Origin of the sequence: Azospirillum agricola (genome assembly GCF_017876095.1) — a bacterium.
GTDB lineage: Bacteria > Pseudomonadota > Alphaproteobacteria > Azospirillales > Azospirillaceae > Azospirillum > Azospirillum agricola.
Window position 1 is genome coordinate 77,792 of the sequence record NZ_JAGINM010000004.1, and the last position, 24,512, is coordinate 102,303.

The following is a 24,512-nucleotide window of genomic DNA, read 5'->3' on the forward strand; positions in this document are numbered from 1 at the left end:
AGCGTAAGGCTTGTTCCGGAAGCGGGAGGACGCTAGTGTAGGCCCGCCTCAGCGACGGGCTTGCCGGATTAGCACAGCGGTAGTGCAGCGGTTTTGTAAACCGAAGGTCACGGGTTCAAATCCTGTATCCGGCACCACTCCCCTCCCCCGCCGCCGTCCTCACCGCCGTCCCCGCATCGGGAACCGATTCCCTCGCGGCCCGGTTGGATCGATACAGGCGCGCGACGGTCGCGCCGTCCGATCCGTTCGACGCGAGGCCGATGATGACGCTTCCCAAGCCCGACGCCGGTCACGGCGCCCCCGCTCCCCACACCGCCGAGCCGCACCGCCTGCGGGACGCCATCGACCGCGGCCTGACCGGCGACAAGGTGCCGGCGACCGATCCGGCGGCGGCGCCGCTCGGCACCGACGACGAGGCGGCCGGAACGACGGCGCCCCTCTTCGACGCGCGGGACTCGGTGGTTCCGAAGAACCAGCGCATCCCGCCGGGTCAGAAGAAGGGCGGCGACACCTTGGACACCTGAATGGACACCTGAGCTCCCCGGAAACCGTGATGGCCCCGGGGGCGGCCGATCGGACGCGGGAACGGCCGATCAGAAATAACGCTCCGGAATGCGGACCACGTCGTCCGGCATCACCGTCGTGGTGATCGGCGCCTTGCGCAGCTGCTTCTTGGGGTCGTTGCCGCGGGTGATCAGGACGAAGTCCTCCTTGGCGCGGTAGGTGTATCCGCCGGCCATCGCCACCGCCGACAGCGCCGTCATGCCGTTCTGGAACTGGTACTGGCCGGGGTTGCGCACCTCGCCCAGGATGAAGAAGGGCCGGTGGTTCATGACCTCGACGCTGACCTTGGCGTCGCGCACGTAGCCCTGCGACAGCTTGGTGGAGATTTCCTTCTCCACCTCGCCGGTGGTGCGGTTCTTGGCCGTCACGTCGCCGATCAGCGGCATCGCGACCTTGCCGGTGCCGTCGACCCGGAACTCGCCGGAGAGCTGCTCCTCGCCGAAGACGATCACGCGCAGCGCGTCGCCCGATCCCAGACGGTAGTCGGTGGACTGGACGGCCTCCGACGTCTCCATCGGCGCGTCGACACCGGCGCAGCCCACCATGGCGACGGCGAGCGCGGCCAGCCCCACGGTGCGGCCGAGCGCGCGGAACACATGACGTCGATTCATCCCTAAACCCCTTCCCTGGCTCGTGGAGGCCGGATCGGCACCCTTCCGGGCGGCGCGACCCGGCTTCCGGTGGTCACGCAATCCTGAACTCGGGTGGAGCCTAGCGTCTCGCAAGCGCTTGGGAAAAAGTGGAGAGGAATTACCGCCTTCGGGCCAAAGCAACCGAGTCCGGCGGATTAGGCCATGAATGCAGGAGGGGCGCCCGTCGCAAGACAGGCGCCCCTCGTCAACCTTGCCGTTCGGCCTGTGCCTTGGCCGGGTACTTGGCGAAACGAACTACATCTGAGCGCCGAGGCGCAGATACACGAGGTTGTCCGAATAATCGAGGCCGGACACGTTCGAATCGCGCTTCTCGTAGGTGTAGCCGCCAGTCAAATAGAGGTTGCGGCTGAACTGGTAGGTGGCGCCGGCGCCCAGCGTGGCGATGTTGTCCTTGCGGTTGTTGCCATTGAAGTCGTCGCGGCGGTACTGGGCCCGGCCGTTCAGCAGCAGCGTGCGCAGCAGCTCGTGATCGACGCCGACCGCCAGGATGGTGCGCTCGTAGCTCGACGCGGTGCCGAGGCCGAGGCTGCTGGTGGTTTCGCGGATCTGGCGGCTGAGCGAGCCGGTAACCGTGGTGAGCTGGGTGACCGACCAGTTGATCCGGCCGCCGAGCGCCAGGCCGCCGAAATCCTCCAGCCGCGAATCGTCGTAGTTGCGGGCGAGGTAGCCGGCGTAGAACTCGCCGGTGATCAGGCTGGTCAGCTCGCTGGCGATGCCGCCGACGACCTCGTAGCCGTCCGAGTCGCGCTTGACGCCGTTGAAGTCGCGGTCGCGGCGGTGGCGGGTCCAGGAATAGGTGCCCTGGACGAAGGCCTCGTAGCCCTCGATGAATTCGTAGCCGACGCGGGCGGTGGTGCCGTACTGCCAGCGGTCGCGGTCGCCCTGGGGGGCGACGCCGCCGCCACGGATGCCGACGTCGTCGTATTCGGAGTATTGCGCGGTGCCGGACAGGCGGGCGCGCAGGCGGTTGAAGCGCTGGGTGTAGCCGACCTCGCCGCCGCTCTCGGTGTATTTCACCGGCTCGGCGTAACCGGCGAGGCTGTCGATGTCGCCGCGGCCCTCGTGCCGGCGGCGGTGGTAGAGCTGGCCGTCGACGGCGCCGCTCTTGGTCACGTCGTAGCGGCCGTCGGCCTGCACCGTGTAGTCGGTGTAGTTCTCGCTGGAGTAGTCCGAGTAGCGCCCGGCGTCGGCCGAGGCCGTGAAGTTCAGCGCGTGGGCGGAGAAGTCCGAGCGGATGTCGAGGCGCGGCTGCACGGTCCAGATGTAGTCGTGCTTCCTGTCGTTCTCGGTCGCGAAGACGTTGCTGTCGTAGGTGGCGCCGGCCTCGACGCGGGGCAGGAAGCGGAAGGAGCCGGCGCGGATGCCAAGCTGCTCGACCTCCGGACGGCGGCGCTCCAGCACCGTCTCGCCGCGCTGGAGGTCGTCGTCCCGCTGCTGGGCCATGGCCGGAAGCGAGGTCAGCCCGGTGGAGGCGAACGCCAGGGCGAGAAGGGACAGGGTGCTGGTCTTCATGGGGTCACCGCGCATGGCTGGAATCGGTCGGCTCGAACATCGGTCGGCTTTTTCCGTCGAAAGCGCCCGCCGATCGGAAGACCGGCCGGAGCCCTGGAGCAGAGCGCCTCAATCTTGTGTGGAGCGCCGCACCCGTCCGGATGCGGCCCCGTCCCGCAAAGACACAACAAGGCGTGCTTATGGCGCAACAGTGAAGCCGACGCCGGCCGGTTTTTGCCGAGGCCTGTGGTGTGAGGGCAACAAGACGGCGGTCATGCGGCAAGGAAACGATTCCGCGGCCGCGAAATCCTCGGCGTTCCGGAAAAACGACCTAAGACCAAAGCTATAGAAATATGGGTCATGGCCTGGAGAAGCCGCGCGCTCCTCTTGGAACCCGGCCTTGGAGCGGACGGTTGTTCAACGGTGCGGCGCATGGCGCGCCGCAAGGGAGACCCTTCGTCATGACCCGCCCAATCGACACCCGGCCGCCAAAGCCCACCAAACGCCCGTCCGACGATCACATGCCGCCCTACACACCGGGCGGAGTTCCCCAGCCGGAAGGGCAACCTCCTGATTCCCCTGCGGAAAAGAGCGCGCCCGCGAACACTTACCCACCGAAGCAAAAACCATGAGAAGGCCGTGGCCGATCCGGAAATCGCGACGGACCCCTCCCTTTTTCCCGGAATCGCCATTGCCGGAGGGGACGGCGTTGTCTTTGAGCCGCCGCATGGCGAAGACCACGCGACTGTGGCCCTATGCCGCATCCGCGAAGGTTGCTCCGGGCCTGTTGTCTTTCTACGCTTTGGGTCAAGGAACGCACTGAACGACGCAACGCATTCGAAACAAGGAATCGGCGTCTTCGCAGCCGGGAGCCGCGCTCCGTGCCCGCTTCGCCTTCGCCCCCGGATCGAAGGTGGGCGCGTTTTATTGGCGTATGCCCATGGACGACTTCGGCCGACCGCCGCCCCGGGACGACTATCAACTGGCCGTCCAGGTGCATCACCGTCTCCGCCGCGCCCACCAGCGGGCGTCGGCGATCTTTCTCGACACCATCGGCGATTCCCAGCTGACCCCGACGCAATGGTCGGCGCTCGCCACCCTGCACAGCGAAGGGGTGCTGTCGCAGAACCAGCTCGGCCGGCTCACCTTCATGGATCCGGCGACCACCCAGGGCGTGATCCTGCGGCTGGTGGAGCGCAGTCTGGTCGAACGCCATCCCGACCCGCAGGACCGGCGGCGCACCAGCGTGCGGCTGACCCGAATCGGCGAGGCGCTGGTCGTCGACCTGATGGCCAACGCCGCCACCGCCCATGACCGGACCCTGGAGCCGCTGTCGGCGGAGGAGCGCGCCCAGTTCCTGCGCCTGCTTGCCCGGCTGATGTGACTCCCGGCCGACGGAGGGCGTCGGTCATCCAACTCTGGGTGGCCAACTCTGGGCGGCCAACTCTGGGAAGACAGCTTTGAGCGGACGGCTTTGAAACGGTGACATTTGCGTGAGGTTTGCTATGAACGCGGGGCGGCCGCCGGACGGAGCCGTCTCCGTCCGCAAACCCGCCTTGCCGCAACGCCACCTTCAACGCCGGGACGCCCGCAGGATGATGAACCGCCGTCAGACCCTTTCGCTGCTGGGCGCCGCCGCGCTGCTCGCTCCGCTGGCCGGGCACGCCCCCGCCGCCCTCGCCCAGGGCGCCTCCCAGACCGCCGCCCCGATCCGGGTCGGCGAGATCAACAGCTACACCGGCCTGCCCGCCTTCACGATCCCCTACCGCCAGGGCTGGCAGCTCGCGGTCGAGGAGGTCAACGCCCGGGGCGGCCTGCTCGGCGGGCGCAAGCTGGAGGTCGTCTCGCGCGACGACGCCGGCAAGCCCGACGACGCCGTGCGCGTCGCGCAGGAGCTGCTGAGCAACGAGAAGGTCGAGCTGCTGGCCGGCACCTACTTCTCGCATATCGGGCTGGCGGTGGCCGACTTCGCCGCGCGCAACAAGGTGCCGTTCGTCGCCGCCGAGCCGCTGACCGACGCCATCACCTGGTCCAAGGGCAACCGCTACACCTTCCGCCTGCGCCCCAGCACCTACATGCAGGCGTCGATGCTGGTGGAGGAGGCGGCCAAGCTGCCGGCCAGGCGCTGGGCCACCGTGGCGCCCAACTACGAGTACGGCCAGTCGGCGGTGACGTGGTTCAGGCAGCTCCTCAAGGAGAAGCGCCCCGACGTCGAGTTCGTCGCCGAGCAGTGGCCGGCGCAGGGCAAGCTGGAGGCCGGGCCGACCGTGCAGGCGCTGGCGGCCGCCAACCCCGAGGCGATCTTCAACGTCACCTTCGGCGCCGACCTCGCCAAGCTGGTGCGCGAGGGCGAGGGGCGCGGCCTGTTCCGGAACCGCAAGGTGGTCAGCCTGCTGACCGGCGAGCCGGAGTATCTCGACCCGATGAAGGACGAGGCGCCGGAGGGCTGGATCGTCACCGGCTACCCGCAGGAGCAGATCGACACGCCGGAGCACAAGGCCTTCCGCGACGCCTACACCGCGCGCTTCAAGGAAACGCCGCGCCAGGGCTCGGTGGTCGGCTACGCGACGCTGATGGCGATCGCCGCCGCCGTCGAGAAGGCCGGCTCGACCGATCCGGAGAAGCTGGTCGACGCGCTGAGCGGCCTGTCGATCTCCAGCCCCTTCGGCCCGGTGGTGTTCCGCGCCTCGGACCATCAGGCGACGATGGGCGCCTATGTCGGCACCACCACGGTGAAGGACGGGCGCGGCACCATGAAGGACTGGCGCTACGCCGACGGCGCCGCCTATCTGCCGGGCGACGAGGCGGTGCGCGCGCTGCGGCCGGCGAACTGACCGGCGGCGCCAGCGGCCGGCCCATCCTCCCCCGGGAGCGTCCATGTCCTTCCTGCTCGTCCAGGCCCTGAGCGGCCTCGCCACCGCCGCGACCCTGTTCCTGGTGTCGTCGGGGCTGACCATCGTCTTCGGGGTGACGCGGATCGTCAATTTCGCGCACGGCTCCTTCTACATGCTCGGCGCCTATCTCGGCTGGTCGCTGGTCGAGCGGTTCGGGACCGGCGTGGGCGGCTTCTGGGCCAGCGTCGTGGCGGCGGCGCTGGGGGCCGGCGCGCTGGGCGCCCTGATGGAGGTCGCGCTGCTGCGGCGGCTCTACCGCTCGCCGGAGCTGTTCCAGCTTCTCGGCACCTTCGGAGTCGTCCTGGTGTTGCAGGACGCCGCCTCCTGGATCTGGGGGTCGGAGGATCTGCTGGGCCGGCGGGCGCCGGGGTTGAAGGGATCGGTCGAGATCCTCGGCCAGCCCTTCCCGCTCTACGACCTGATGCTGATCGGGCTGGGGCCGCTGGTGCTGGGGCTGCTCTGGCTGCTGTTCAACCGCACCCGCTGGGGCACGCTGGTCCGCGCCGCCACCCAGGACCGCGACATGGCCTCGGCGCTGGGCGTCGACCCGGCGCGGCTGTTCACCGGCGTGCTGTTCCTCGGCTCGGCGCTGGCCGGGCTGGGCGGCGCGCTCCAGGTCCCGCGCGAGGCGGTCAACCTGCACATGGACATGGCCATCGTCGTCGAGGCCTTCGTCGTCGTCGTGGTCGGCGGCATGGGCAGCCTGACCGGCGCCTTCCTCGCCTCGCTGCTGATCGGCCAGTTGCAGGCCTTCGGCATCCTGGTCTTTCCGCAGATCACGCTGGTGCTGGTCTTCCTGTTCATGGCGGTGGTGCTGGTGCTGCGCCCGCACGGGCTGATGGGCCGGGCGGAGGAGACGCCGCCGACCGCCCCCGCCGCGCTGGCGCCGCCGCTGACCGCCGGGCGCGGCGCCGGCTGGGGCGCCGCGCTGCTGCTGGCCGCGCTGGCGCTGGTGCCGCTGGTGGCCGGCGACTACGCGCTGATCGTGCTGACCGAGATGGTCATCCTCGCCCTGCTGGCGGCGAGCCTGCATCTGCTGATCGGGCTGGGCGGGCTGGTCTCCTTCGGCCACGCCGCCTGGTTCGGGCTGGGCGCCTACGGCGCCGCGCTGCTGGTGAAGCATCTGGGCGCGCCGATGCCGCTGGCGCTGGCGGCGGCACCGCTCGTCGCCGGAATCGGGGCGCTCATCGCCGGCTGGTTCTGCGTGCGGCGGTCGGGGCTGTATTTCGCGATGCTGACGCTGGCCTTCGCCCAGATCGTCTGGTCGGTCACCTTCCAATGGTACGGCTTCACCGGCGGCGACAACGGCATCGTCGGCGTCTGGCCGCCGCCCTGGGCCGCCGGCAAGGCTGCCTATTATTGGCTGACGCTGGGGCTCTGCGCCGGGGCGCTGGCGCTGCTGCGCCGCGCCGCCTTCGCTCCCTTCGGCTACGCGCTGCGCGCCGGCCGCGACTCGGCCCTGCGCGCCGAATCGGTGGGCATCGACGTGCGGCGGCACCAGTGGCTGGCCTTCGCGCTGGCCGGCTCGGCGGCCGGGCTGGCCGGCGGGCTCTACGCCTTTTCCAAGGGCAGCGTCTTCCCCACCCTGATGGCGGTGCCGGTGTCGGTCGACGCGCTGGTGATGGTGCTGATGGGCGGCATCCAGACCGTCGCCGGCCCGCTGGCCGGGGCGGCGGTCTTCCACCTGCTGGAGGCCGAGGTGATGCGGATGACCGAGCTGTGGCGGCTGGCGCTCGGCCTTGTCATCGTCGCGCTGGTGCTGCTGTTCCCCAAGGGCATCGTCGGCTTCCTGGCGGATGTCCTGGCCGACCGGCGGAGGCGGGCGTGAGCGCGGCGAATCGCCTGGAGGTGCGCGACCTCCACCGCTCCTTCGGCGGGGTGCGGGCGGTGAGCGGCGTGTCCTTCACGCTGGAATCGGGCGACCTTCTGGCGCTGATCGGCCCGAACGGCGCCGGCAAGAGCACCTGCTTCAACCTGCTGAACGGCCAGTTGCGCCCCGACGCGGGATCGGTCCGGCTCGACGGCGCCGAGCTGGTCGGGCTGCCGCCGCGCCGCATCTGGGCGCTGGGCGTCGGGCGCACCTTCCAGATCACCGCCACCTTCGCCTCGATGACGGTGGCGGAGAATGTGCAGATGGTCCTCCTGTCGCGGGCGCGCCGGCTGTTCGGCCTGTGGCGCCCGGCCTCGGCCTGCTTCCGCGACGAGGCGCTGGCCCTGCTCGCCCGCGTCGGCATGGACGCCCAGGCCGACCGCCCCTGCGGCGTGCTGGCCTACGGCGACCTGAAGCGGGTGGAGCTGGCGATGGCGCTGGCGGGCGACCCGAAGATCCTGCTGATGGACGAGCCGACCGCCGGCATGGCGCCGTTCGAGCGGCTGGAGCTGATGGCGCTGACCGCGTCGCTGGTGCGCGAGCGCGGCCTCGCCGTGCTGTTCACCGAGCACGACATGGACGTGGTGTTCGGCCACGCCACCCGCGTGCTGGTGCTCGACCGTGGCCGGCCGATCGCCGAGGGCACCCCTGAGTCGGTGCGCGCCGACGCCCGCGTGCAGTCCGTCTATCTCGGAGACGAGGCATGACCGCGCCCCTTCTCGACGTCGCCGGGCTGGAGGCATGGTATGGCCGCGCCCACATCCTGACCGGCGTCGACCTCACCGTCGGGCGCGGCGAGGTCGTCGCCCTGATGGGCCGCAACGGCGCCGGCAAGACCACCACCCTGAAGGCGATCATGGGCTTGGTCGGGCAGCGCGCCGGCCGGGTCGCCTTCGAGGACCGCGCCATCGCCGCCCTGCCCCCGCACCGCATCGCCAGGCTCGGCGTCGGCTATGTGCCGGAGGACCGGCGCATCTTCGCCGACCTGACGGTCGAGGAGAATCTGGAGGTCGGCCGCCAGCCGCCCCGCCCCGGTGCTCCGGCCTGGACGCCCGAGCGTCTCTTCGCCCTCTTCCCCAATCTGGCGGAGATGCGCGGCCGGCGCGGCACGCGGATGAGCGGCGGCGAGCAGCAGATGCTGACGCTGGCCCGCACGCTGATGGGCAACCCGTCGCTGCTGCTGCTCGACGAGCCGTCGGAAGGGCTGGCGCCGATCATCGTCCGCCAGATGGCCGAGGCGGTGCGCCGCCTGAAGGCGGAGGGGCTGTCGGTGCTGGTGTCGGAACAGAACCTGTCCTTCGCCGCCGCCGTCGCCGACCGCGCCAGCGTCATCGAGAAGGGCCGCGTCCGCTGGACCGGCACGATGGCGGAGCTGATGGCCGACGAAGCGGCGCGGCGGGCCTATCTGGCGCTCTGACCTGGAGAGCCTGCCGTCAGGCCAGCATGTCGAGCAGCCGCCTGGTGTTTTCCTGGGTGGTTTCCAGCACCTTGGCGTTGGCGGCGAAATCGATCCGCGCCGAGGTCACGTCGACGATCACCGCCGGATCGAGGTTGCCCGCCGCCAGCTGCTCCGACGCGTCGGCGACGCGCGCCTGCGCGTCCTGCAAGCCGCCGAGCGCGGCCGCCTGCGGCTGGAGGAGCGAGGGCGCGGTGGTGGCGGAACCGATGTCCATGATGGCGGGCTTTCGCGGCGGCGTCGGTCCGAGCCTAACGCCGCCTTCGTGAATTCTTCCTGAATGCCGGTCGCGGCGGGCGGCTCACCCCTGCGCCAGCCGGTCGGCCAGCCGCCCGAGGAAGGCGGCGGCCTCCGCCGGGTCGCGCAGGCTCCAGGTCGCGGCGGTGGGCGCCGGCGGGTCCATCACGCGGATGCCCAGCCCATGGCCAGCTCCACGGCCAGCTCCACGGCCGGCCAGCGCCCGGAAGGCGTCCTCGTCGGTCTCGTCGTCGCCGAGATACACCGGCAGCGTGCCGGCCTCGCGCAGCCCCAGCGCGTCGAGCAGCGCCAGCACCGCCCGCCCCTTGTCCCAGGGCAGGTTCGGCCGCAGCTCCAGCAGCTCCTTGCCGCCGGTGACGCGCAGGCGCGGCCGTTCGGCCGCCAGCGCCCGCACCGTGTCGGCCACCCGTGGCTTGACCGCCGGATCGGCCTGACGGGTGTGGATGGCGATGGCGAAACGCTTGCGCTCGATCAGCACGCCGGCGGCGAGCGTCTCGTCCAGCCGGGAGCGCAACCCGATCTCCGCCGTGTCGAGGTCGGGCAGATACTCCAGCCCCACCTGGGTGCGCAGCTCCGGCCCACGGATGTCGAAGCCGTGGCTGCCGGCATAGACCAGCCCCTCCACCCCGACCATCGCGGCGAGATCGTCGAGATCGCGGCCGCTGACGAAGGCGACCGTGCAGAGCGCCGACAGCCGCCGCACCACCGCGCGGGCCTCCCCGTCGAACACCGCCAGTTCGGGCCGCGGCGCGATCGGCGCCAGCGTGCCGTCGTAATCGAGGAAGAGGGCCGGGCGTCGGTCGCCCAGAACCGCGAGGAACGCGTCGAACTCGGCGAGCGCGGACGGGGGGGCTGATTGCAAGGGAGCATCCTCATGCCGTTGCCGGAAGGCTCGTGCCGTTGCCGGAAGGGCCGTCAGGCCCGCGGACAGGCCGCGTCACGCGCCGGCCATGTCCGGGAAACGCCGGGAAGATCGGAAAGGTCCGGCGGAACTGCCCAAATCCGCGTCACTCACCGGACCGCAGTGGGCATCTTGTGGCGGATCGGCAACAGAAACCCCTCAAAAACTTCGGCCCCTGCGAGGGGCCGTTGCTTTGGGGTTGCGGGTCCCCGTGGTTTTGTTATTTTTGCAGTGCAGCAAGCGATTGCTGCTTCGCCCTTCTTGGGCGTTTCCTCCCTAAACTCCAAGGCCGCTGTGTTCAGCGGCCTTTTTTCTGCCAGAAAGCCCGGGGGGAACGCAACCCCTCACAAAAGTCATAAGGCCGGGGCGCCTCCCCGCGAATCGGCGCAACTTGTCAGACGGCTTGTCACCCCATCGCGTTGCCACCACCGTCCATACGGCGCCGCAACGCTTTGGATATCGAACAAACCGTTGATCTCCAGCCCTTTTCAGACCGCCACAGACGCTCTGGACAAGCGGGGTGGAAAACCGCCGGTCTGACGACCGCATAGGATCGGCGTCCATGGCGCCGCGGTCCATCGCGGAAAAAATTTCGTACACGCACCGTCCTTATCCCGCGAGGGGAGAAAAAAGGCCGCAGGCGCACGGAAGCCCTGCCCCCGCTCCGCGATCTGTCGTATAGAAACGGCCGAACCTCGCCCCCACCCCGATTCCAGGAGTTTTCCCCATGGACATCGCCATCATGGTTCTGGCCGTCGTGTTCTTCTTCTGGCAGACCATCACCGACTGACACGGTTTCCGGTTCACCGCGAACCGTGCAACGCGAAAGGGCGGCTTCGATCTCCGAAGCCGCCCTTTCGCGCATCCGGGGCCAGCGCCCGCGACATGGATTCTTGGGAGCGCCCGCTCATTCCGCCGCGGCGGCCGGCACCAGACGCGCGTGCGTCGCGGTGATCAACTGCATCGTCTCCATGATCGCCCCGATGGCCTCGTGCAGATCGGCCCGCTCGTCCGGCCTCCGCAGCCGCGCGAGAACCGTTTCCAACTCCTCCGCCGCATCCTGAAGGCTGGCGCAGGCCTGCTCAAGGCCACGCCCGGCCTCCCTTCTGTTTGCAAAATGCAAACGCCTTTCGGCGTCATCAGCCTTCGTTGCGTTCCGGTTTGCAAAATGCAAAGAGATCCGGGCCGCCACACCTCGTGTTTCCAGCTTCTTCCGCATCATGGGCTCGCTCCCGTTCCATCCGCCGGAAGCGGAAGCAAGACCCGCGCCATGCGCATGAACGCTTTCAAAACAAAGTGTTCCGCCGGAAAGCCGGCCGCGGCCGTCACGCCGGCCACAGCCAGGCGGCGCCGCGCATGCCGCTCTCCCCGCCATGGCGCGCGACCGCCAGACGGGTGCGCGGCGCGGCGGCGAGAGTCCAGCGCCCCCAGCGCTCCCGCACCATGTCGCACAGGCCCGGCAGCGCCGACAGCCCGCCACCGACGACCACCGCGTCGGGGTCGAGCAGGTTCAGCACCGGCGCCAGCGCGCGGGCCAGCGCGTCGGCGTGGACCGCCAGCGTGGCCGCCGCCGCCGGATCGCCGGCCTGCGCGCGCGCCGCGATGTCCGGCGGCGCCAACGTCGTTCCGCCGGTCCGCCACGCGTGCAGGCGGGTCAGGCCGGCGCCGCACAGCATGGTTTCGGTGCAGCCCTGCCGGCCGCAGCCGCAGGGAACCGGCGGCCCGTCGGTCTCCGTCCGCCAGGGCAGCGGGTTGTGCCCCCATTCCCCGGCCATGGCGTTGGCGCCGGGCAGGATGCGGCCGTCGACGACGATGCCGCCGCCGACCCCGGTGCCGAGGATGATCCCGAACACCACCGCCGCGCCCGACGCGGCGCCGTCGACCGCCTCGGACAGGGCGAAGCAATTGCCGTCGTTGGCGATCCGCACCGGCCGGCCGAGCGCCCGCGCCGCGTCGTCGGCGAAGGGCCGGCCGTCGAGCCAGGGCAGGTTCGCGGCGCGCACCCGCCCCGCCGCCGGATCGACGATGCCCGGCAGGCTGATGCCGATCCCCACCCCGTCCACTTGGGGTCCTAGCGCCGCCACCGTCTCGGCCAGGGCCGCGAGCGTCCCGTCATAGTCGCGCGGGGTCGGCCGGCGGTGGCGCGCCCGTTCGGCCCCGCCCGCATCCAGGGCGACGGCGGCGATCTTGGTTCCGCCGAGGTCGATTCCAATTCGCGTGGGTCCGATTCGCATGGGTCCGATCCGCATGGGGCCGCGCCGGCGGGCCACCTCTTTCTGGGCAACCCTATACCGCTCCCCCTCCGGCCGGCCAATCCCCGAACGCGCCACCCGATGGAGGGAGCCCACCCCAGAAGAGAGGGGTCCACCGCCCTTTGCTCCGTCCGGCCACGCCGCGCGCATCACTAGAGTCAAGGCAGCGTCCCTCTCATTGATCGGCGTGTGCGATGCCCATGGACCGTTCTGCCCCGAAACACACCCCGAATCCCTCATCCCCGGCGGATCGCGGCGCGTCGGAGATCCGCGACGGGCTCGTCCTCGCCTTCCTTGCCCGCAAGCGCCTGCTGGTGCTGGTGGGCGAGGCCGGGTCGGGTCGGGCCGCCGTCTACCGCCAACTGGTGGAGCATGTCGATGCGGACGGTGCCATGGCGCTGCCGGTCACCGCGACGGCGGGCGCCGACGTCGAGGCTCTGATCCTGGCCGCGGGCGAAGGCGCCCTGCCGGACACCGGCGGCGGCGAGGATGGGGAGCCCGATTTCGACACGCTGATCGGCGCGCTGGAGGAACGGCTGGATCTGGCCGGCTCCGGCCTGCTGGCGGTGGAGGACGCCAGCCTGCTCGCCCCGCCGGTGCTGGCCGATCTGGTCGAGCTGACCCGGTCGGAGACGGCGGCCGGGCGCTTCCTCCAGGTGCTGCTCTGCGGCACGCCCGACCTGGAGCGCGCGCTGACCCGCGCCGGGCTGGCCGATTCGCTGCGCGAGCTGGGCGTCATCTACCGCATGGCGCCGGGCGCCGCCCCCTCCGTCACGCCGATGGCGGTGCCGGCCGCCGACGGCGCCGCCTCCAGACCGGCCGCGGCCAAAGCCGCCAAACCGAAGGCGGTGAAGGCGGCACCGATCCTGGCCGCCCCGGAACCGGCACCGGCCGAACCGCCGCGCCGCCCCCGCCCGCCCCAGCAGCCCGCCGGCCATCAGCCCGCCAACGATTGGAACGGCGGGTTCGACTGGACCGGCCGGGGGATCGACGGGGGTGCCGCCACCGGCGCCTCGGTGATGCCCGGCCCGCCGGACGATCCCGACATCCTCCACCCGGAGGCGCATCGCCCGCCACGCCGCGCCGCGCTCTACGCCGGGGCGGCGCTGACCACCCTGGTGCTGCTCGCCGCCGCCGGAGCGGCCGTGCTGACCAGCGTGCCCGGCATCCTCCCCGATTCGGCCAGGGCGGGCCTGGAGCGCGGCTGGAGCGACGCCCGCTCCTTCGTCGAGCGGAATCTCCAGGGACTGCCGGGCCAGGGAGCGACGGGCGGCGACCAGGAAGGCGACGCCCTCGCTCTGGGCGCGCCACGCACCGCGCAGGCGGAGACGCCCGCCGCCCGGCCGCCGTCGCCGGGCACCCCGCAGCCGCCAGGCATGCCGGCCACGGCGGCGCCCACCGCGCCGACCGCCCTGCCGATCGCGGACCACACGCCACCGGCCACGCAGCCGCCGGTTTCGTCAATCCAGACCGCGGCCCTGCCGCCACCGGCCAACACCCCGGCCGCGCCGCCCTTCCTGCCGGCATCCCCGCCCGCCGTCCTAGCGCCGCCGCCGGCGACCAGCGAGGCGCCGCCCGGCACCGCGGCCCTGCCGCCGCTGGAGGAACCGTCGCACGCCGCCAGCGCTCCGGCCGTTCAGCCGCCCTTCGAGAGCGAGGCCGTCCTGACGCAGCGCACGCGCGCCCTGGTCGATCAGGCCCGCCGCCAGCTCGCCGGGAAGCGCCTGACCACGCCGCCGGGCGACAACGCCTACGAGACGGTCCAGCGCCTGCGCCTCGTGGCGCCCCACGCGCCCGAGGCGGCGGAGCTGGTCGCCACGATGGAGGACACCTACCGCCGCTGGGCGATGGCGGCGGAGCGCGAGGGCGACTGGAACGAGGCCCGCCGCTTCTACGAGCGCGCGCTGATGGTCTCGCCCGAGAATCCCGACCTGCGCGAGCGGGTCAAGGCGGCGGGCGAGCGGCGCAGCCTGGGTCCGGCAACCCCCGCCCCGGCGACCGTCACCCCCGGCCTGAACAGCCGCGAGTCGGTGCTCGCCCTGCTGCGCAACCCGACGGAACTCAGCCGCAGCCTGCAATCCGGCACGGCGCCGGACACGCGGCTCGACAACGGCAAGACCCTGCTGATGATCGCCGCCGAACAGGGGCTGACCGACGCGGTCCGCATCCTGCTGGAACGCCACGCCAACACCGGCCTGCGGACCTCCGACGGCGCCACCGCCGTCATGTACGCCGCCTGGGGCGGCTACGAGAGCGTGGTGGGGGCGCTGGCCGACGGCGGCGCCGAACTCGACGCCACCAACGACGACGGCAAGACCGCCCTGATGGCGGCGGCGGCGCGCGGGCATGCGGGCGTGGCGCAGGTCCTGCTCCAGCGCGGGGTGGCGGTGGACCGGACGACGGCGAACGGCTGGTCGGCGCTGATGTACGCCGCCAACAACGGGCACGACCGGGTGGCCAAGCTGCTGCTCGACCGTGGCGCCAACCCCTACCGCATGGACACCAACGGCAACTCGGCCCTGACGCTGGGCGCGTTGCAGGGCCATGTCCAGGTCGTCGAGGCGCTGAAGCCGCGCTGACCGGCGGAGGCGCGCCGGGACATCCCATGGGACGCCCCATGGGATGTCCCGCAGGCATCGCGCTCCCCTCCGGGGCGCCCCACGCGTCCGGCCTCACTCGTCCAGCTTCACCGGCCCGCGCCACAATCCGGCGCTCTGGCTGCCGTCGCCGTAGCGGAAGACGCCCGGCCCGTCCGGCTGGCCGTCGCGGAACCGCCCGGCGAATCGGCTGCCGTCGAGGAAGGTCATGATGCCGTAGCCCGACATCACGTCGCGCGCCCATTCCCCCTCGTAGAACTGGCCGTTGGTAAAGCGGTAGACGCCGAAGCCCTGCCGGGTCGGGCGGCCGAAGTCGCCGCCCCCTCCCTGCCGGCTCCATTCCCCCTCGTAGCGGTCGCCGTTGGGGAACTGGTGGGTCCAGTAGCCGTCGCGGCCGGCGCGCGCCCGCTCCGCCGCCGTCCGCGCGCTGCCCAGCGCCCGCATCGCCCGCTGCTCCGCCGCCATCGCCGGGCTGTCGCCCGGCCCGCCCTGCGGATCCGACGCGCCGGACGGCGGCAGCGCGGCGACCGAGGGGCCGGCCCCGGAGGACGGCTCGGGCGGCGGCTCGGCCGATGGCCCGGATTCGATGGCGCCGCGCGGCAGGGCCGCGACCGGCGGCGGCGGCTCGCCCCAGCGCTCCGACAGGGTGCCGGCGGTGACGTAGCCGGTGCGGCCGGCCGAGTCGCGGACCCGCAGCCAGCTTCCCTGCGGCACCGCGCCGATCACCGTCACCGCGTCGCCCGCCGCCAGCGGCGCCACGCCGCGCGCCCCCACCGCCGGCCGCTCGAACATCATGCCGCTGCGCACCGCCTCGTAGCGGCCGGGCGGCAGGGAGGCCGGCGCGGCGGCCGGAGGAGGGGCGGCTGGAGGAGCGGCGGGGGGAGCGGCGGGGGGAGCTGGCGGCGCGTCCGTCGCGGGCGGCTCCTTCGCCGGGGCCTTCACCGGCGGCTTGGCCGCCGCGACCACCGCCGGAACCAGCACGAGGTCGCCGCCCAGCCGGTCCTGCAACCAGGGCAACTGCCGGCCGCCGCTGCGGGTGGCGACGGAGCGGGCGACCTCGGCCAGCGCGTCGCGCAGGGGAACGCCAGGCTTGACGATCTCGCGCGCCAGCGCGGCGGTGAAGGGATCCGCCCCCTTCCGGCCCGTGGCGGCGACCGGCGGCACGCCGGGCCGGTGGGCGTAGATCACGAACAGCCCGTCGGCCTCCAGCGGGGCGCCGAGCGCGCCTCCGCCGACCCGGTCGGCCAGCGGGTTGTCCACGGCCGGATCGAGGGCCACGACGGCCTTGCGCCCGGCCGCGCGCAGATCGCCGAGAACGCCGTCGAGATCCAGCGCCTCGCGCGACAGGTCGCCCTCCATCGCGGGGGCGGCGTCGACCGGCAGCAGATACTCGCGCTCGCCGACGCCGACCGCCAGCCCGCTGTAATAGACGAATCCCAGATCGGCCCCGGCCAGCGAGTCGCGGAAGCGCTCCAGCGCCGATTCCAGCGCGGCGCGGCCGAGGTTGTCGCCCCGCGTCACCGCGAAGCCTGCCTTGCGCAGCGCGGCCTCCATCGCCGCCGCGTTGCCGCCGACCCCGGCGACCTCGCCGGCCGCCGCGTAGCGGGCGTTGCCCAGGACCAGCGCCACGCGCTTTTCCGGCGCCGCCAGCGCCGGGCCGGCGGCCAGCAGCAGCGCTCCGGCGATTCCGGCGAACAGCCTTCTCCACACGGTCTTCACCCTTCGGCACCCGTTCCCACCCAGTACAACGAGGCGGGAGCATAGCCGTTCCGGAGGGGCCGGATCCGACGTTCTTTCGAGGCCGTCCCCCGGCGGGCCGCTACCCCGCGCGAAAGGGGCAGGCGGCGAGGTTGCGCTTTTCCTTTGCCGGAAAGCCGCCTATATCACGCGCGTTCCGCTCCGATCTTTTGAGGACCCATCATGCCGCCCGCCAAGCCGACCGCCGCCGCTGCCCGGATGTCCGACACCGAAATCGCCCGCGTCCAGGCCTATCTGCGCAAGACGCTCGGCAACCCCAAGATCATGATCGAGGCCCCGGCCAAGCCCGGCCAGTCGGCCGAGGTCACGCTGGACGGCGAGTTCTTCGGCACGCTGAACCGCGACATCGACGAGGGCGAGGTGTCCTACGCCCTGCATGTCGTGATCCTCGAGGAGGATCTGCCGGAGCCGCCGGCGCTCCCGCGCCGCTGATTTCCAGCTTCTTCCGGCTCCCTAGCGGCTGTGGGCACGAAGCTCCGCCGCCAGGGCCGCCAGCAGCGTCTCCCCGCTGGACAGGGTCAGTCCGCGCACCAGCACGATGGCCGGCCGGCCGTCGCGCCGGTGCATCACCAGCCGCACGCCGCGCCCGCCCGCCGCCCGCAGCGCCTCCTTCACGGCGTCGTTGGGCGCCACGCCGCCGGTGACCAGCGCCAGCTCCGCCTTGTGCCCATGCTCGCGGCCGGGCTCGATCCAGGCGACGAACAGCGGCCGCCCGCCGACCAGCGGATAGAGGGTCAGGTCGCGGATCGTCTCGTGCGGGTAGATCCGCCCGCCGTCCACCGTCAGCCCGACCCGCGTCACGCCAAGCCGCACCGCGCGTCGCCGCACCGCCTCGGTCAGCATCACCACCCACAGCAGCAGGACCGGCGCGGCGCAGAAGACCGCGAGCCATTGCAGCATGTTGGCGATGTAGTCGGGCGCCAGCCCGGCCCCGGCGATGAAGCCGGTCGCCAGCAGTCCGGCGATCAGCAGGTAGCGCGTGCGGATGCGCGGGCTGGTCGCCGGGGTGGCCACGAAAACGGCCCCGCCGGCGGTCTCCTCGCGCGAGACCTCGACCGGCGGCGGGGGGGACTTGGACGGGTGGGCGCTGGGCATGATGGCCCGATCCTGGCGCGGGCAACCCTGCGGCGTCCAGCCTTTTCCGCCCCGCAACCTCCGGCCGCCGCCGCCCGGCCTCGCCCCGGCGGACGCGGCCTCGGGGCTCTGGCTTCGCCGCCGGGTCGATGCTAGCGTGACCGCATCCCCGCCCACACGCGATCCGCGCCGGAAGGATGCCCAGCCTTGCCCACGCCGCCGCCGCTCCCGTCCGACGGGGCGCCCGCCCCCATGCCCGCTCCCCAGCCCGCTCCGGCCCTTTCCGCGGCCCCCTCCGCGGCCCCAGCGGCCCCGGCGGCCCCGGCGGCCGGCGGCCGGCCGATCGTCGAGTTGCGGGGCGTGTCGCTGGTCTACCCGACCGCCGACAGGCCGGTGACGGCGCTGAGCGACGTCGCCCTGACGATCGCCAAGGGCGATTTCGTCTCGCTGATCGGGCCGAGCGGCTGCGGCAAGACCACCCTGCTGCGGGTCATCGCCGACCTGGAGCGCCCGACCGCCGGCCACATCGCGGTGGAGGGGATGACGCCCGAACAGGCGCGGCTGAAGCGGCTCTACGGCTACGTCTTCCAGGCCCCGGCGCTCTACCCGTGGCGCACGGTCGAACGCAACGTGATGCTGCCGCTGGAGATCATGGGACTGCCCGCCGCCGAACGGCGGACCCGCGCCCGCGAGCAGCTGGAGCGCGTCGGGCTGTCGGGCTTCGAGCGGAAATTCCCCTGGCAGCTCTCCGGCGGCATGCAGCAGCGCGTGTCGATCGCCCGCGCCCTGGCCCTCCAGCCCGACCTGCTGCTGATGGACGAGCCCTTCGGCGCGCTCGACGAGATCACCCGCGACCATCTGAACCTGCACTTGACGCAACTGTGGCGGGCCACCGGCAAGACCTGCGTCTTCGTCACCCATTCGATCGCCGAGGCGGTGTTCCTCTCCACCCGCATCGTGGTGATGAGCCCGCGCCCCGGCCGCATCCTCGACGTCATCGACTGCGACCTGCCGCGCGAGCGCACGCTGGACATCCGCGAGACCCCGGCCTTCGCCGCCATCGCCCACCGCGTGCGCCAGGGGCTGAAGGAAGGCCACAGCTATGACGATTGAGCGTCCGGCCATCCGCGTCCCCCCCGTCGCGGCGATGACCCTGCTGCTGGTCGCCGTCTGGTACGCGGGCGCCTTCTGGCTGAACACGCCGCAGGCGGAGGAGGCGCTGGTCCGCGCCGGCAAGCCCTGGGGCTGGAGCGAACTGCTGGCCCAGGCCTACGCCATGAAGCGGCCGATCCTGCCCACCCCGGACCAGGTGGCCATGGAGCTGTGGTCGTCGCTGACCGCTTACGCCCCGACCAGCCCGCGCAACCTGCTGTTCCACGCCTGGGTGACGGCGGAGGCGGCGCTGGCCGGGCTGGCGATGGGGCTGGCGCTCGGCACCCTGCTCGCCGTCGGCATCGTCCACACCCGGACGCTGGAGTTCAGCCTGCTGCCCTGGGTGATCGCCTCGCAGACCATCCCGATCCTCGCCATCGCGCCGATGATCGTCGTCATCCTCGGCAACCTCGGCCTGACCGGGCTGCTGCCCAAGGCGGTGATCTGCATGTATCTCTGCTTCTTCCCAATCACGGTGGGGATGGTGAAGGGGCTGCGCGCCGCCGACCCGCTGTGGCTCGACCTGATGCGGACCTATTCGGCGGGGGGCCCGCGGACCTTCTGGTCGCTGCGGCTGCCGGCCTCGCTGCCCTTCCTGTTCGCCAGCCTCAAGGTGTCGGTCGCCGTCAGCGTCGTCGGCGCCATCGTCGGCGAGCTGCCGACCGGCGGCCAGGCCGGGCTGGGGGCTCGGCTGCTGGCCGGCTCCTACTACGGCCAGACCACCCAGATCTGGAGCGCGCTGGTCATGGCCTCGCTGCTCTCCGTCCTGCTGATCGGCGTGGTCCGCGCCGTCGAGCGGGCCCTGCTCGGCCGTGGGGGCGCGCGATGAGCGACGCCTACGGCACCTCGCTGCGCACCGCCGCCGACTGGGGGCTGGTGCTGCTGGCCGCGATCGCGCTGGCGGCGCTCGCCCTGCCGCTGGGCGCGAGGGATGGCGCCCCCGTCGGCTGGTTCGCCGAGCCGCTGGCGCCGCTGTTCCTGGCGGGGGTGGTGCTGGCGGTCGTCGGTGGGCGCACCGCGCCGTCGCCGCGCAAAGGCGCCTGGGTCGAGCTGGCCGCCGTCGCGCTGGCGTGGCTGCTGCCGATGCATCTGATGGACCGGGGAATCGACCTGTCGGCCGGCTGGGGGCTGTGGCTGTTCCTGGTCGCGGCGACTCTGCTGCTGTGGCGGGTGCTGGGGGTGCTGGCCGCCCTTCCCGGCTGGACGCGGTCGGTGCTGGTGCCCGGCCTGTTCGGGCTGGGGCTGCTGGCCGGCTGGGAGGTGCTGGTGCGCGGCTTCGGCGTGCCGGCCATCCTGCTGCCGGCGCCGAGCCGCATCGCCGCCGCGCTCGCCGCCAACGCGCCGGTGCTGTGGGACGATTTCCGCCAGACGGTGCTGACCTCGGTCGTGCGCGGCTACCTGATGGGCTGCGGCGCCGGCTTCGCGGTGGCGATCCTCGCCGACCGGGTGCCGTTCCTGGCACGCGGCCTGCTGCCGCTCGGCAACCTCGCCAGCGCCATCCCGGTGGTCGGCGTCGCGCCGATCATGGTGATGTGGTTCGGCTTCGACTGGCCGTCCAAGGCGGCGGTCATCGTCGTCATGACCTTCTTTCCGATGCTGATCAACACGCTGGCCGGGCTGGGAAGCGCGGAGCGCATCCAGCTCGACCTGATGCGCTGCTACGCCGCCGGCTACGGCCGCACCCTGGTCAAGCTGCGGCTGCCCAACGCCCTGCCCTTCCTGTTCAACGGCCTGAAGATCAACTCGACGCTGGCGCTGATCGGCGCCATCGTCGCCGAATTCTTCGGGACGCCGGTGGTCGGCATGGGATTCCGCATCTCCACCGAGGTGGCGCGGATGAATCTCGACATCGTCTGGGCGACCATCGCGGTGGCGGCGCTGACCGGCTCCGGCTTCTACGGCGGGCTCGCCCTGCTGGAGCGGCTGACGACCGGCTGGCACCCGTCCATGCGCGGGCGGTGATGCCGGGGCGGTGATGCGGGGGCGGTGATGCGGGGGCGCCGACGCACAAAAGTTGCGGACGGCGCGTCGCAAAATGACGAGCGATTCGCAAAATGACGGTCAATCCGCCCCTGTTCCCCTGGTTGCTCTCCGGCCCCCTGCTTCATGAAGGCCGCCGGAACGTCCGGTTGTGGGATCAATTCGCAACCCTTTCAGGGCATATTCCGATATTCGACAGGGTTTCCGGGGTCTGGCACGGTCGTTGCTTTCATGAGATCCGCCGGTGGCTCGCAGTGGCTGCGCCGCCGGCATGTTTCTCTCCGGGGACTAGGGCCGGCCGCGACACGATCCCGTCGCGGGCCGGCCACTTTCCGGCCTTGAGCGGGAGTGACGGCCATGGGCCAAGTGATCGTTCTGAAGCATGTCCGGCTGACCCGGGCGTTCCAGGTCATCGAATCGGCGGCGCTGTCGCTCGACAGCGAGCTGCGGGGCCTGCGCGCCATCGCCGGCACCGGCCTCGCCGACTTCCCGGAAGAGGTCGCCATGCTGCGGACCTACGTCCGCACCCTCTCGGTTCTGCTGCAATCCATGGCACCCGACGAGATCGCCGAGGCCGGGCTCGAAGACCGCCACGCCGTGGCCGAAACGGCGGTCCGGCACTGCGCCGCCGCCCTCAAGACGATCGACGCGCCGCAGGCGCTGGCCGCCATCAGCGACATCGCCTGAGCCCCCCGTCGCGTCCGGCCCCTGTCCGGAACCCCACAGCCTCTCCGTCTCCCTTCCGGATCGCTGGCGGCTTTCCGCCAATTCCTCCGGTCGCGCCGCGCACGGCACCCCCCGGGGACGAACACTCGACAGCCGCCCCCGCGTGCGACAGAGTGCCGCCCTCCGCCCGTCGCGGCGGGCAATGGCACGTTGCGGCGTGCCGGGCGCGACACATGCGGGTGCGGCATACGCGGGGTGCGACAAGGGCGCGATGAGGCTTCTGGTTTCCAACCTGACCCACCGGTACGAGGATCTGACGGTCCTGGAGGGCATCGACCTCGACCTCGCCGAGGGCGAGATCCTGGCGGTGATCGGCCCCAGCGGCTGCGGCAAGTCCACCCTTCTCGGCATCGCCGGCGGCATCGTCGCCCCCACGGCCGGCCGGGTGACGATGGAGGGCCCCGTCCCCGACGGCTGCCTGAACCCGATCACCTTCATCTTCCAGGACTTCGCCCTGCTGCCCTGGCGCAGCGTCGAGGACAACGTCGCCCTGGTGCTGGAGCACCATCCCCTGCCCGAGACCGAGCGGCGCCAGCGCGTCGAGACCGGCCTGCGGCGCATGGGGCTGTGGGAGTTCCGCAGGGCCCTGCCCAAGCAGCTGTCCGGCGGCATGCGCCAGCGCGTCGGCATCGCCCGCGCGCTGGCCGTGCGCCCGGCGGTGCTGCTGCTGGACGAACCGCTGTCGGCGCTCGACGCCCAGACCCGCGAGCTGCTGATGGACGACTTCCTCGACCTGTGGCGGCGGGAGCGGACGACGGCGCTCTACGTCACCCACAATCTGGACGAGGCGCTGCGGCTGGCCGACCGCATCGCCGTGCTGAGCCGCCGCCCCGGCCGCATCCGCGAGATCGTCACCGTCGAGGAGCCGCGCGAGCGCCGGCAGGAGCCCTCCGCCCAGGCGCATCTCGCCGAGGTGCGCGACCGGCTGTGGCACCTGATGAAGGCCGAGGCCCAGATGGCCGACCGGGAGATCGCCCGTGCCTGACAGCCTGCCGCTCGCCGCCCCGGCCTCCCCGGCCTCCGCCCCGCAACCGGTCCGCTTCCGCGGCGGCGGCTTCACCGTGCGGCGCCACCCGCTGGCGGCGCTGGCCGCCTTCGCGATTCTCGTCGGCGTCTGGGAGGGGGCGAGCCGGCTCGGACTCGCCAGCCCGCTGTTCCTGCCGCCGCCGAGCGCGGTCGGCGCGGCGCTGGCCGGCATGGTCGCCGACGGCTCGCTGTGGCTGAACCTGAAGGCGTCGCTGATGCGCATCGGGGTGGGCTGGACGCTGGGGACGCTGGGCGGGATGCTGGTCGGCTTCGCCATGGGCATCGGCTCGCTGGCCCGCGCGGTCGGCGTGCCGCTGGTGTCGGCCTTCTTCCCGATCCCGAAGATCGCGCTGCTGCCTCTGTTCATCCTGTGGTTCGGCATCGGCGAACCGTCGAAATTCGCCACCATCGGCTTCGGCGTCTTCTTCCCCACCGTGATCGCCACCTACAGCGCCATCGACGCGGTGCCGCGCAACCTGATCCGCATGGCGCAGAGCTTCGGCCTGCCCTGGCGGTCGATCCTGCGCTCCATCGTGCTGCCGGGGGCGCTGCCGGGCATCCTGGCCGGCTTCCGCATCACCGCCTCGATCGCGCTGATCCTGGTGGTCGCCGCCGAGATGATCGGCGCCGAATACGGCATCGGCGCCTTCGTGCTGATGGCCGGCAACCTGATGCAGACCGACACGCTGCTGGCCGGCGTGCTGGTGCTGTCCCTGATGGGCCTGACCATCGGCACCGTGCTGTCGGTGCTGGAACGGCGCCTGCTGAAATGGCGCTAACCAAGAACCGTTCTTTCGGGAGGATCACCCAATCATGAGCTTCACCCGCTGGACCCGGCGCGCCCTGCTGGGCTGCCTGACCGCAACCCTGACCGCCACCGTTGCCGCCACCACCCTGCCGGCGCTGGCGCAGACGGCCGACAAGGCGTCGGTCGGCGTGCTGGCGCTGTCCTCCTCCGGCCCGATCTTCATCGCCAAGGCCAAGGGCTATTTCGCCAGGGAAGGGCTGGACGTCGACCTCAAGATGTTCACCTCGGCCCAGCAGGTTCCGGTCGCGGTGGCCTCGGGCGACGTCGATTTCGGCGTCACCGGGCTGACCGCCGGCTTCTACAACCTCGCCGCCAAGGGCGCCGTCACCATCATCGCGGCGCAGAGCCGCGACGAGCCGGGCTTCCCCCTGAGCGCCTATGTGGCGACCAACGCCGCCCATGAGGCCGGGCTGACCAGGCCGGCCGACCTGAAGGGCAAGCGCATCGCCATCACCACGGTCGGCTCGACCTTCCACTACATGATCGGCATCCTCGGCCAGAAGCATGGTTTCACGGTCAAGGACGTGACCATGGTGCCGCTTCAGGACGTGCCGAAGATGGTCGCCGCCTTCAAGGGCGGGCAGGTCGACGCCATCCTGGCGCCCTCGACCGTCGCGCGGCAGGTGGTGGCGGACGGCGCCGGCAAGATCGTCGGCTGGGCCGGCGACGAGACGCCCTGGCAGCTCGGCGCCCTGTTCACCGGGCCGAAGACCATCCAGCAGCGCCGCCCGGTGGTGGAGAAGTTCGTCCGCGCCTACAGGACGGCGCTGGCCGAATACCACGCCGCCTTCAACACCAAGGACGCCTCGGGCGCTCTGGTGAAGGGGCCGGGCTATGACGAGCTGCTGGCGATCATCGCCGAGGCGACCAAGCAGAAGCCGGAGATCGTGACCGCCGGCCTGCCCTACGCCGACCCGCAGGCCCGCCTGCTGGTGGACGACGTGGTCAACCAGGTGAGGTTCTGGCAGTCGGAAGGCCAGGTCGACAAGACGCTCGACCCGAAGTCGGTGATGGATCTGAGCTTCATCGGGCAGTGAAAAAAGTCCCTCTCC

The 24,512-nt window shown here is 71.8% G+C and carries 23 protein-coding genes and 1 tRNA gene; 16 read left to right on the plus strand and 8 right to left on the minus strand.

Going from position 1 to position 24,512, the window contains the following annotated elements; genetic code table 11:
* The first annotated feature begins 62 nt into the window (after positions 1–62).
* Together J2847_RS06815 and J2847_RS06820 are read left to right on the plus strand one after the other, a co-directional pair.
* Positions 63–137 (plus strand) — tRNA-Thr (locus J2847_RS06815).
* Positions 138–260: 123 nt separating this feature from the next.
* Complete coding sequence (locus J2847_RS06820; RefSeq protein ID WP_223677769.1) at positions 261–524, plus strand: hypothetical protein; 264 nt, start codon at positions 261–263, stop codon at positions 522–524.
* 69 nt (positions 525–593) lie between these two features.
* Here the strand turns inward: J2847_RS06820 and J2847_RS06825 are convergent, their stop codons facing one another.
* Together J2847_RS06825 and J2847_RS06830 are read right to left on the minus strand one after the other, a co-directional pair.
* Positions 594–1,175, minus strand: coding sequence for a polysaccharide biosynthesis/export family protein (locus J2847_RS06825; RefSeq protein ID WP_209778131.1), 582 nt, complete (start codon positions 1,173–1,175; stop codon positions 594–596).
* Between the two features lie 276 nt (positions 1,176–1,451).
* On the minus strand, positions 1,452–2,729 hold the full coding sequence (locus J2847_RS06830; RefSeq protein ID WP_209778132.1) for an outer membrane beta-barrel protein: 1,278 nt from the start codon (positions 2,727–2,729) through the stop codon (positions 1,452–1,454).
* Positions 2,730–3,648: 919 nt separating this feature from the next.
* Here J2847_RS06830 and J2847_RS06835 point away from each other — a divergent pair.
* The 5 genes from J2847_RS06835 to J2847_RS06855 all read left to right on the plus strand — a co-directional run bounded on the left by J2847_RS06835 (position 3,649) and on the right by J2847_RS06855 (position 8,889).
* Positions 3,649–4,092 carry a MarR family winged helix-turn-helix transcriptional regulator gene (locus J2847_RS06835; RefSeq protein WP_209778134.1) on the plus strand — a complete coding sequence of 148 codons (444 nt, stop codon included), beginning with the start codon at positions 3,649–3,651 and terminating at the stop codon, positions 4,090–4,092.
* Positions 4,093–4,303: 211 nt separating this feature from the next.
* Positions 4,304–5,542 carry an ABC transporter substrate-binding protein gene (locus J2847_RS06840; protein ID WP_411800564.1) on the plus strand — a complete coding sequence of 413 codons (1,239 nt, stop codon included), beginning with the start codon at positions 4,304–4,306 and terminating at the stop codon, positions 5,540–5,542.
* A 43-nt stretch (positions 5,543–5,585) separates the two neighbouring features.
* A complete protein-coding gene (locus J2847_RS06845) occupies positions 5,586–7,430 on the plus strand; it encodes an ABC transporter permease (protein ID WP_209778135.1) in 1,845 nt (614 codons plus the stop codon).
* On the plus strand, positions 7,427–8,179 hold the full coding sequence (locus tag J2847_RS06850) for an ABC transporter ATP-binding protein (RefSeq protein ID WP_209778137.1): 753 nt from the start codon (positions 7,427–7,429) through the stop codon (positions 8,177–8,179). The genes J2847_RS06845 and J2847_RS06850 overlap by 4 nt, the downstream gene beginning before the upstream one ends.
* Positions 8,176–8,889 (plus strand): ABC transporter ATP-binding protein, encoded by a 714-nt coding sequence (locus J2847_RS06855; RefSeq protein ID WP_209778139.1) that lies wholly within the window; start codon positions 8,176–8,178, stop codon positions 8,887–8,889. Before J2847_RS06850 ends, J2847_RS06855 begins: the two co-directional genes overlap by 4 nt.
* A gap of 16 nt (positions 8,890–8,905) precedes the next feature.
* On the opposite strand, the gene J2847_RS06860 is transcribed toward J2847_RS06855, so the two are convergent.
* From J2847_RS06860 to J2847_RS06875, 4 genes are all read right to left on the minus strand, one after another.
* Positions 8,906–9,145 carry a hypothetical protein gene (locus tag J2847_RS06860; protein ID WP_209778140.1) on the minus strand — a complete coding sequence of 80 codons (240 nt, stop codon included), beginning with the start codon at positions 9,143–9,145 and terminating at the stop codon, positions 8,906–8,908.
* Positions 9,146–9,229: 84 nt separating this feature from the next.
* A complete protein-coding gene (gene otsB, locus J2847_RS06865; protein ID WP_209778142.1) occupies positions 9,230–10,048 on the minus strand; it encodes a trehalose-phosphatase in 819 nt (272 codons plus the stop codon).
* Positions 10,049–10,994: 946 nt separating this feature from the next.
* A complete protein-coding gene (locus tag J2847_RS06870; RefSeq protein WP_209778144.1) occupies positions 10,995–11,309 on the minus strand; it encodes a hypothetical protein in 315 nt (104 codons plus the stop codon).
* A 103-nt stretch (positions 11,310–11,412) separates the two neighbouring features.
* Positions 11,413–12,321, minus strand: coding sequence for an ROK family protein (locus J2847_RS06875; RefSeq protein ID WP_209778146.1), 909 nt, complete (start codon positions 12,319–12,321; stop codon positions 11,413–11,415).
* A gap of 218 nt (positions 12,322–12,539) precedes the next feature.
* Between J2847_RS06875 and J2847_RS06880 the strand changes: the two genes are divergently transcribed.
* The gene (locus tag J2847_RS06880) at positions 12,540–14,918 is read left to right on the plus strand and encodes an ankyrin repeat domain-containing protein (protein ID WP_233474334.1); all 2,379 of its coding nucleotides are present in this window, start codon (positions 12,540–12,542) and stop codon (positions 14,916–14,918) included.
* Positions 14,919–15,011: 93 nt separating this feature from the next.
* Here J2847_RS06880 and J2847_RS06885 read toward each other — a convergent pair whose 3' ends face one another.
* Positions 15,012–16,646: a caspase family protein gene (locus J2847_RS06885; protein ID WP_325169340.1), complete on the minus strand. Its 1,635-nt coding sequence runs from the start codon at positions 16,644–16,646 to the stop codon at positions 15,012–15,014.
* 210 nt (positions 16,647–16,856) lie between these two features.
* Here J2847_RS06885 and J2847_RS06890 point away from each other — a divergent pair, with 210 nt between their 5' ends.
* Positions 16,857–17,126 carry a DUF3126 family protein gene (locus J2847_RS06890; protein WP_085555160.1) on the plus strand — a complete coding sequence of 90 codons (270 nt, stop codon included), beginning with the start codon at positions 16,857–16,859 and terminating at the stop codon, positions 17,124–17,126.
* A gap of 21 nt (positions 17,127–17,147) precedes the next feature.
* Here the strand turns inward: J2847_RS06890 and J2847_RS06895 are convergent, their stop codons facing one another.
* The gene (locus tag J2847_RS06895) at positions 17,148–17,789 is read right to left on the minus strand and encodes a hypothetical protein (protein ID WP_085555161.1); all 642 of its coding nucleotides are present in this window, start codon (positions 17,787–17,789) and stop codon (positions 17,148–17,150) included.
* A gap of 231 nt (positions 17,790–18,020) precedes the next feature.
* Between J2847_RS06895 and J2847_RS06900 the strand changes: the two genes are divergently transcribed.
* From J2847_RS06900 to J2847_RS06930, 7 genes are all read left to right on the plus strand, one after another.
* Complete coding sequence (locus J2847_RS06900; protein WP_233474335.1) at positions 18,021–18,881, plus strand: ABC transporter ATP-binding protein; 861 nt, start codon at positions 18,021–18,023, stop codon at positions 18,879–18,881.
* The gene (locus J2847_RS06905) at positions 18,871–19,749 is read left to right on the plus strand and encodes an ABC transporter permease (protein ID WP_233474336.1); all 879 of its coding nucleotides are present in this window, start codon (positions 18,871–18,873) and stop codon (positions 19,747–19,749) included. The genes J2847_RS06900 and J2847_RS06905 overlap by 11 nt, the downstream gene beginning before the upstream one ends.
* Positions 19,746–20,882 carry an ABC transporter permease gene (locus J2847_RS06910; protein WP_209778149.1) on the plus strand — a complete coding sequence of 379 codons (1,137 nt, stop codon included), beginning with the start codon at positions 19,746–19,748 and terminating at the stop codon, positions 20,880–20,882. Before J2847_RS06905 ends, J2847_RS06910 begins: the two co-directional genes overlap by 4 nt.
* 375 nt (positions 20,883–21,257) lie before the next feature.
* A complete protein-coding gene (locus tag J2847_RS06915; protein WP_209778151.1) occupies positions 21,258–21,587 on the plus strand; it encodes a hypothetical protein in 330 nt (109 codons plus the stop codon).
* 250 nt (positions 21,588–21,837) lie between these two features.
* A complete protein-coding gene (locus J2847_RS06920; protein ID WP_209778152.1) occupies positions 21,838–22,611 on the plus strand; it encodes an ABC transporter ATP-binding protein in 774 nt (257 codons plus the stop codon).
* A complete protein-coding gene (locus J2847_RS06925) occupies positions 22,604–23,431 on the plus strand; it encodes an ABC transporter permease (protein ID WP_209778154.1) in 828 nt (275 codons plus the stop codon). The genes J2847_RS06920 and J2847_RS06925 overlap by 8 nt, the downstream gene beginning before the upstream one ends.
* A gap of 34 nt (positions 23,432–23,465) precedes the next feature.
* On the plus strand, positions 23,466–24,497 hold the full coding sequence (locus J2847_RS06930; RefSeq protein ID WP_209778156.1) for an ABC transporter substrate-binding protein: 1,032 nt from the start codon (positions 23,466–23,468) through the stop codon (positions 24,495–24,497).
* The last annotated feature ends 15 nt before the right edge of the window (positions 24,498–24,512 follow it).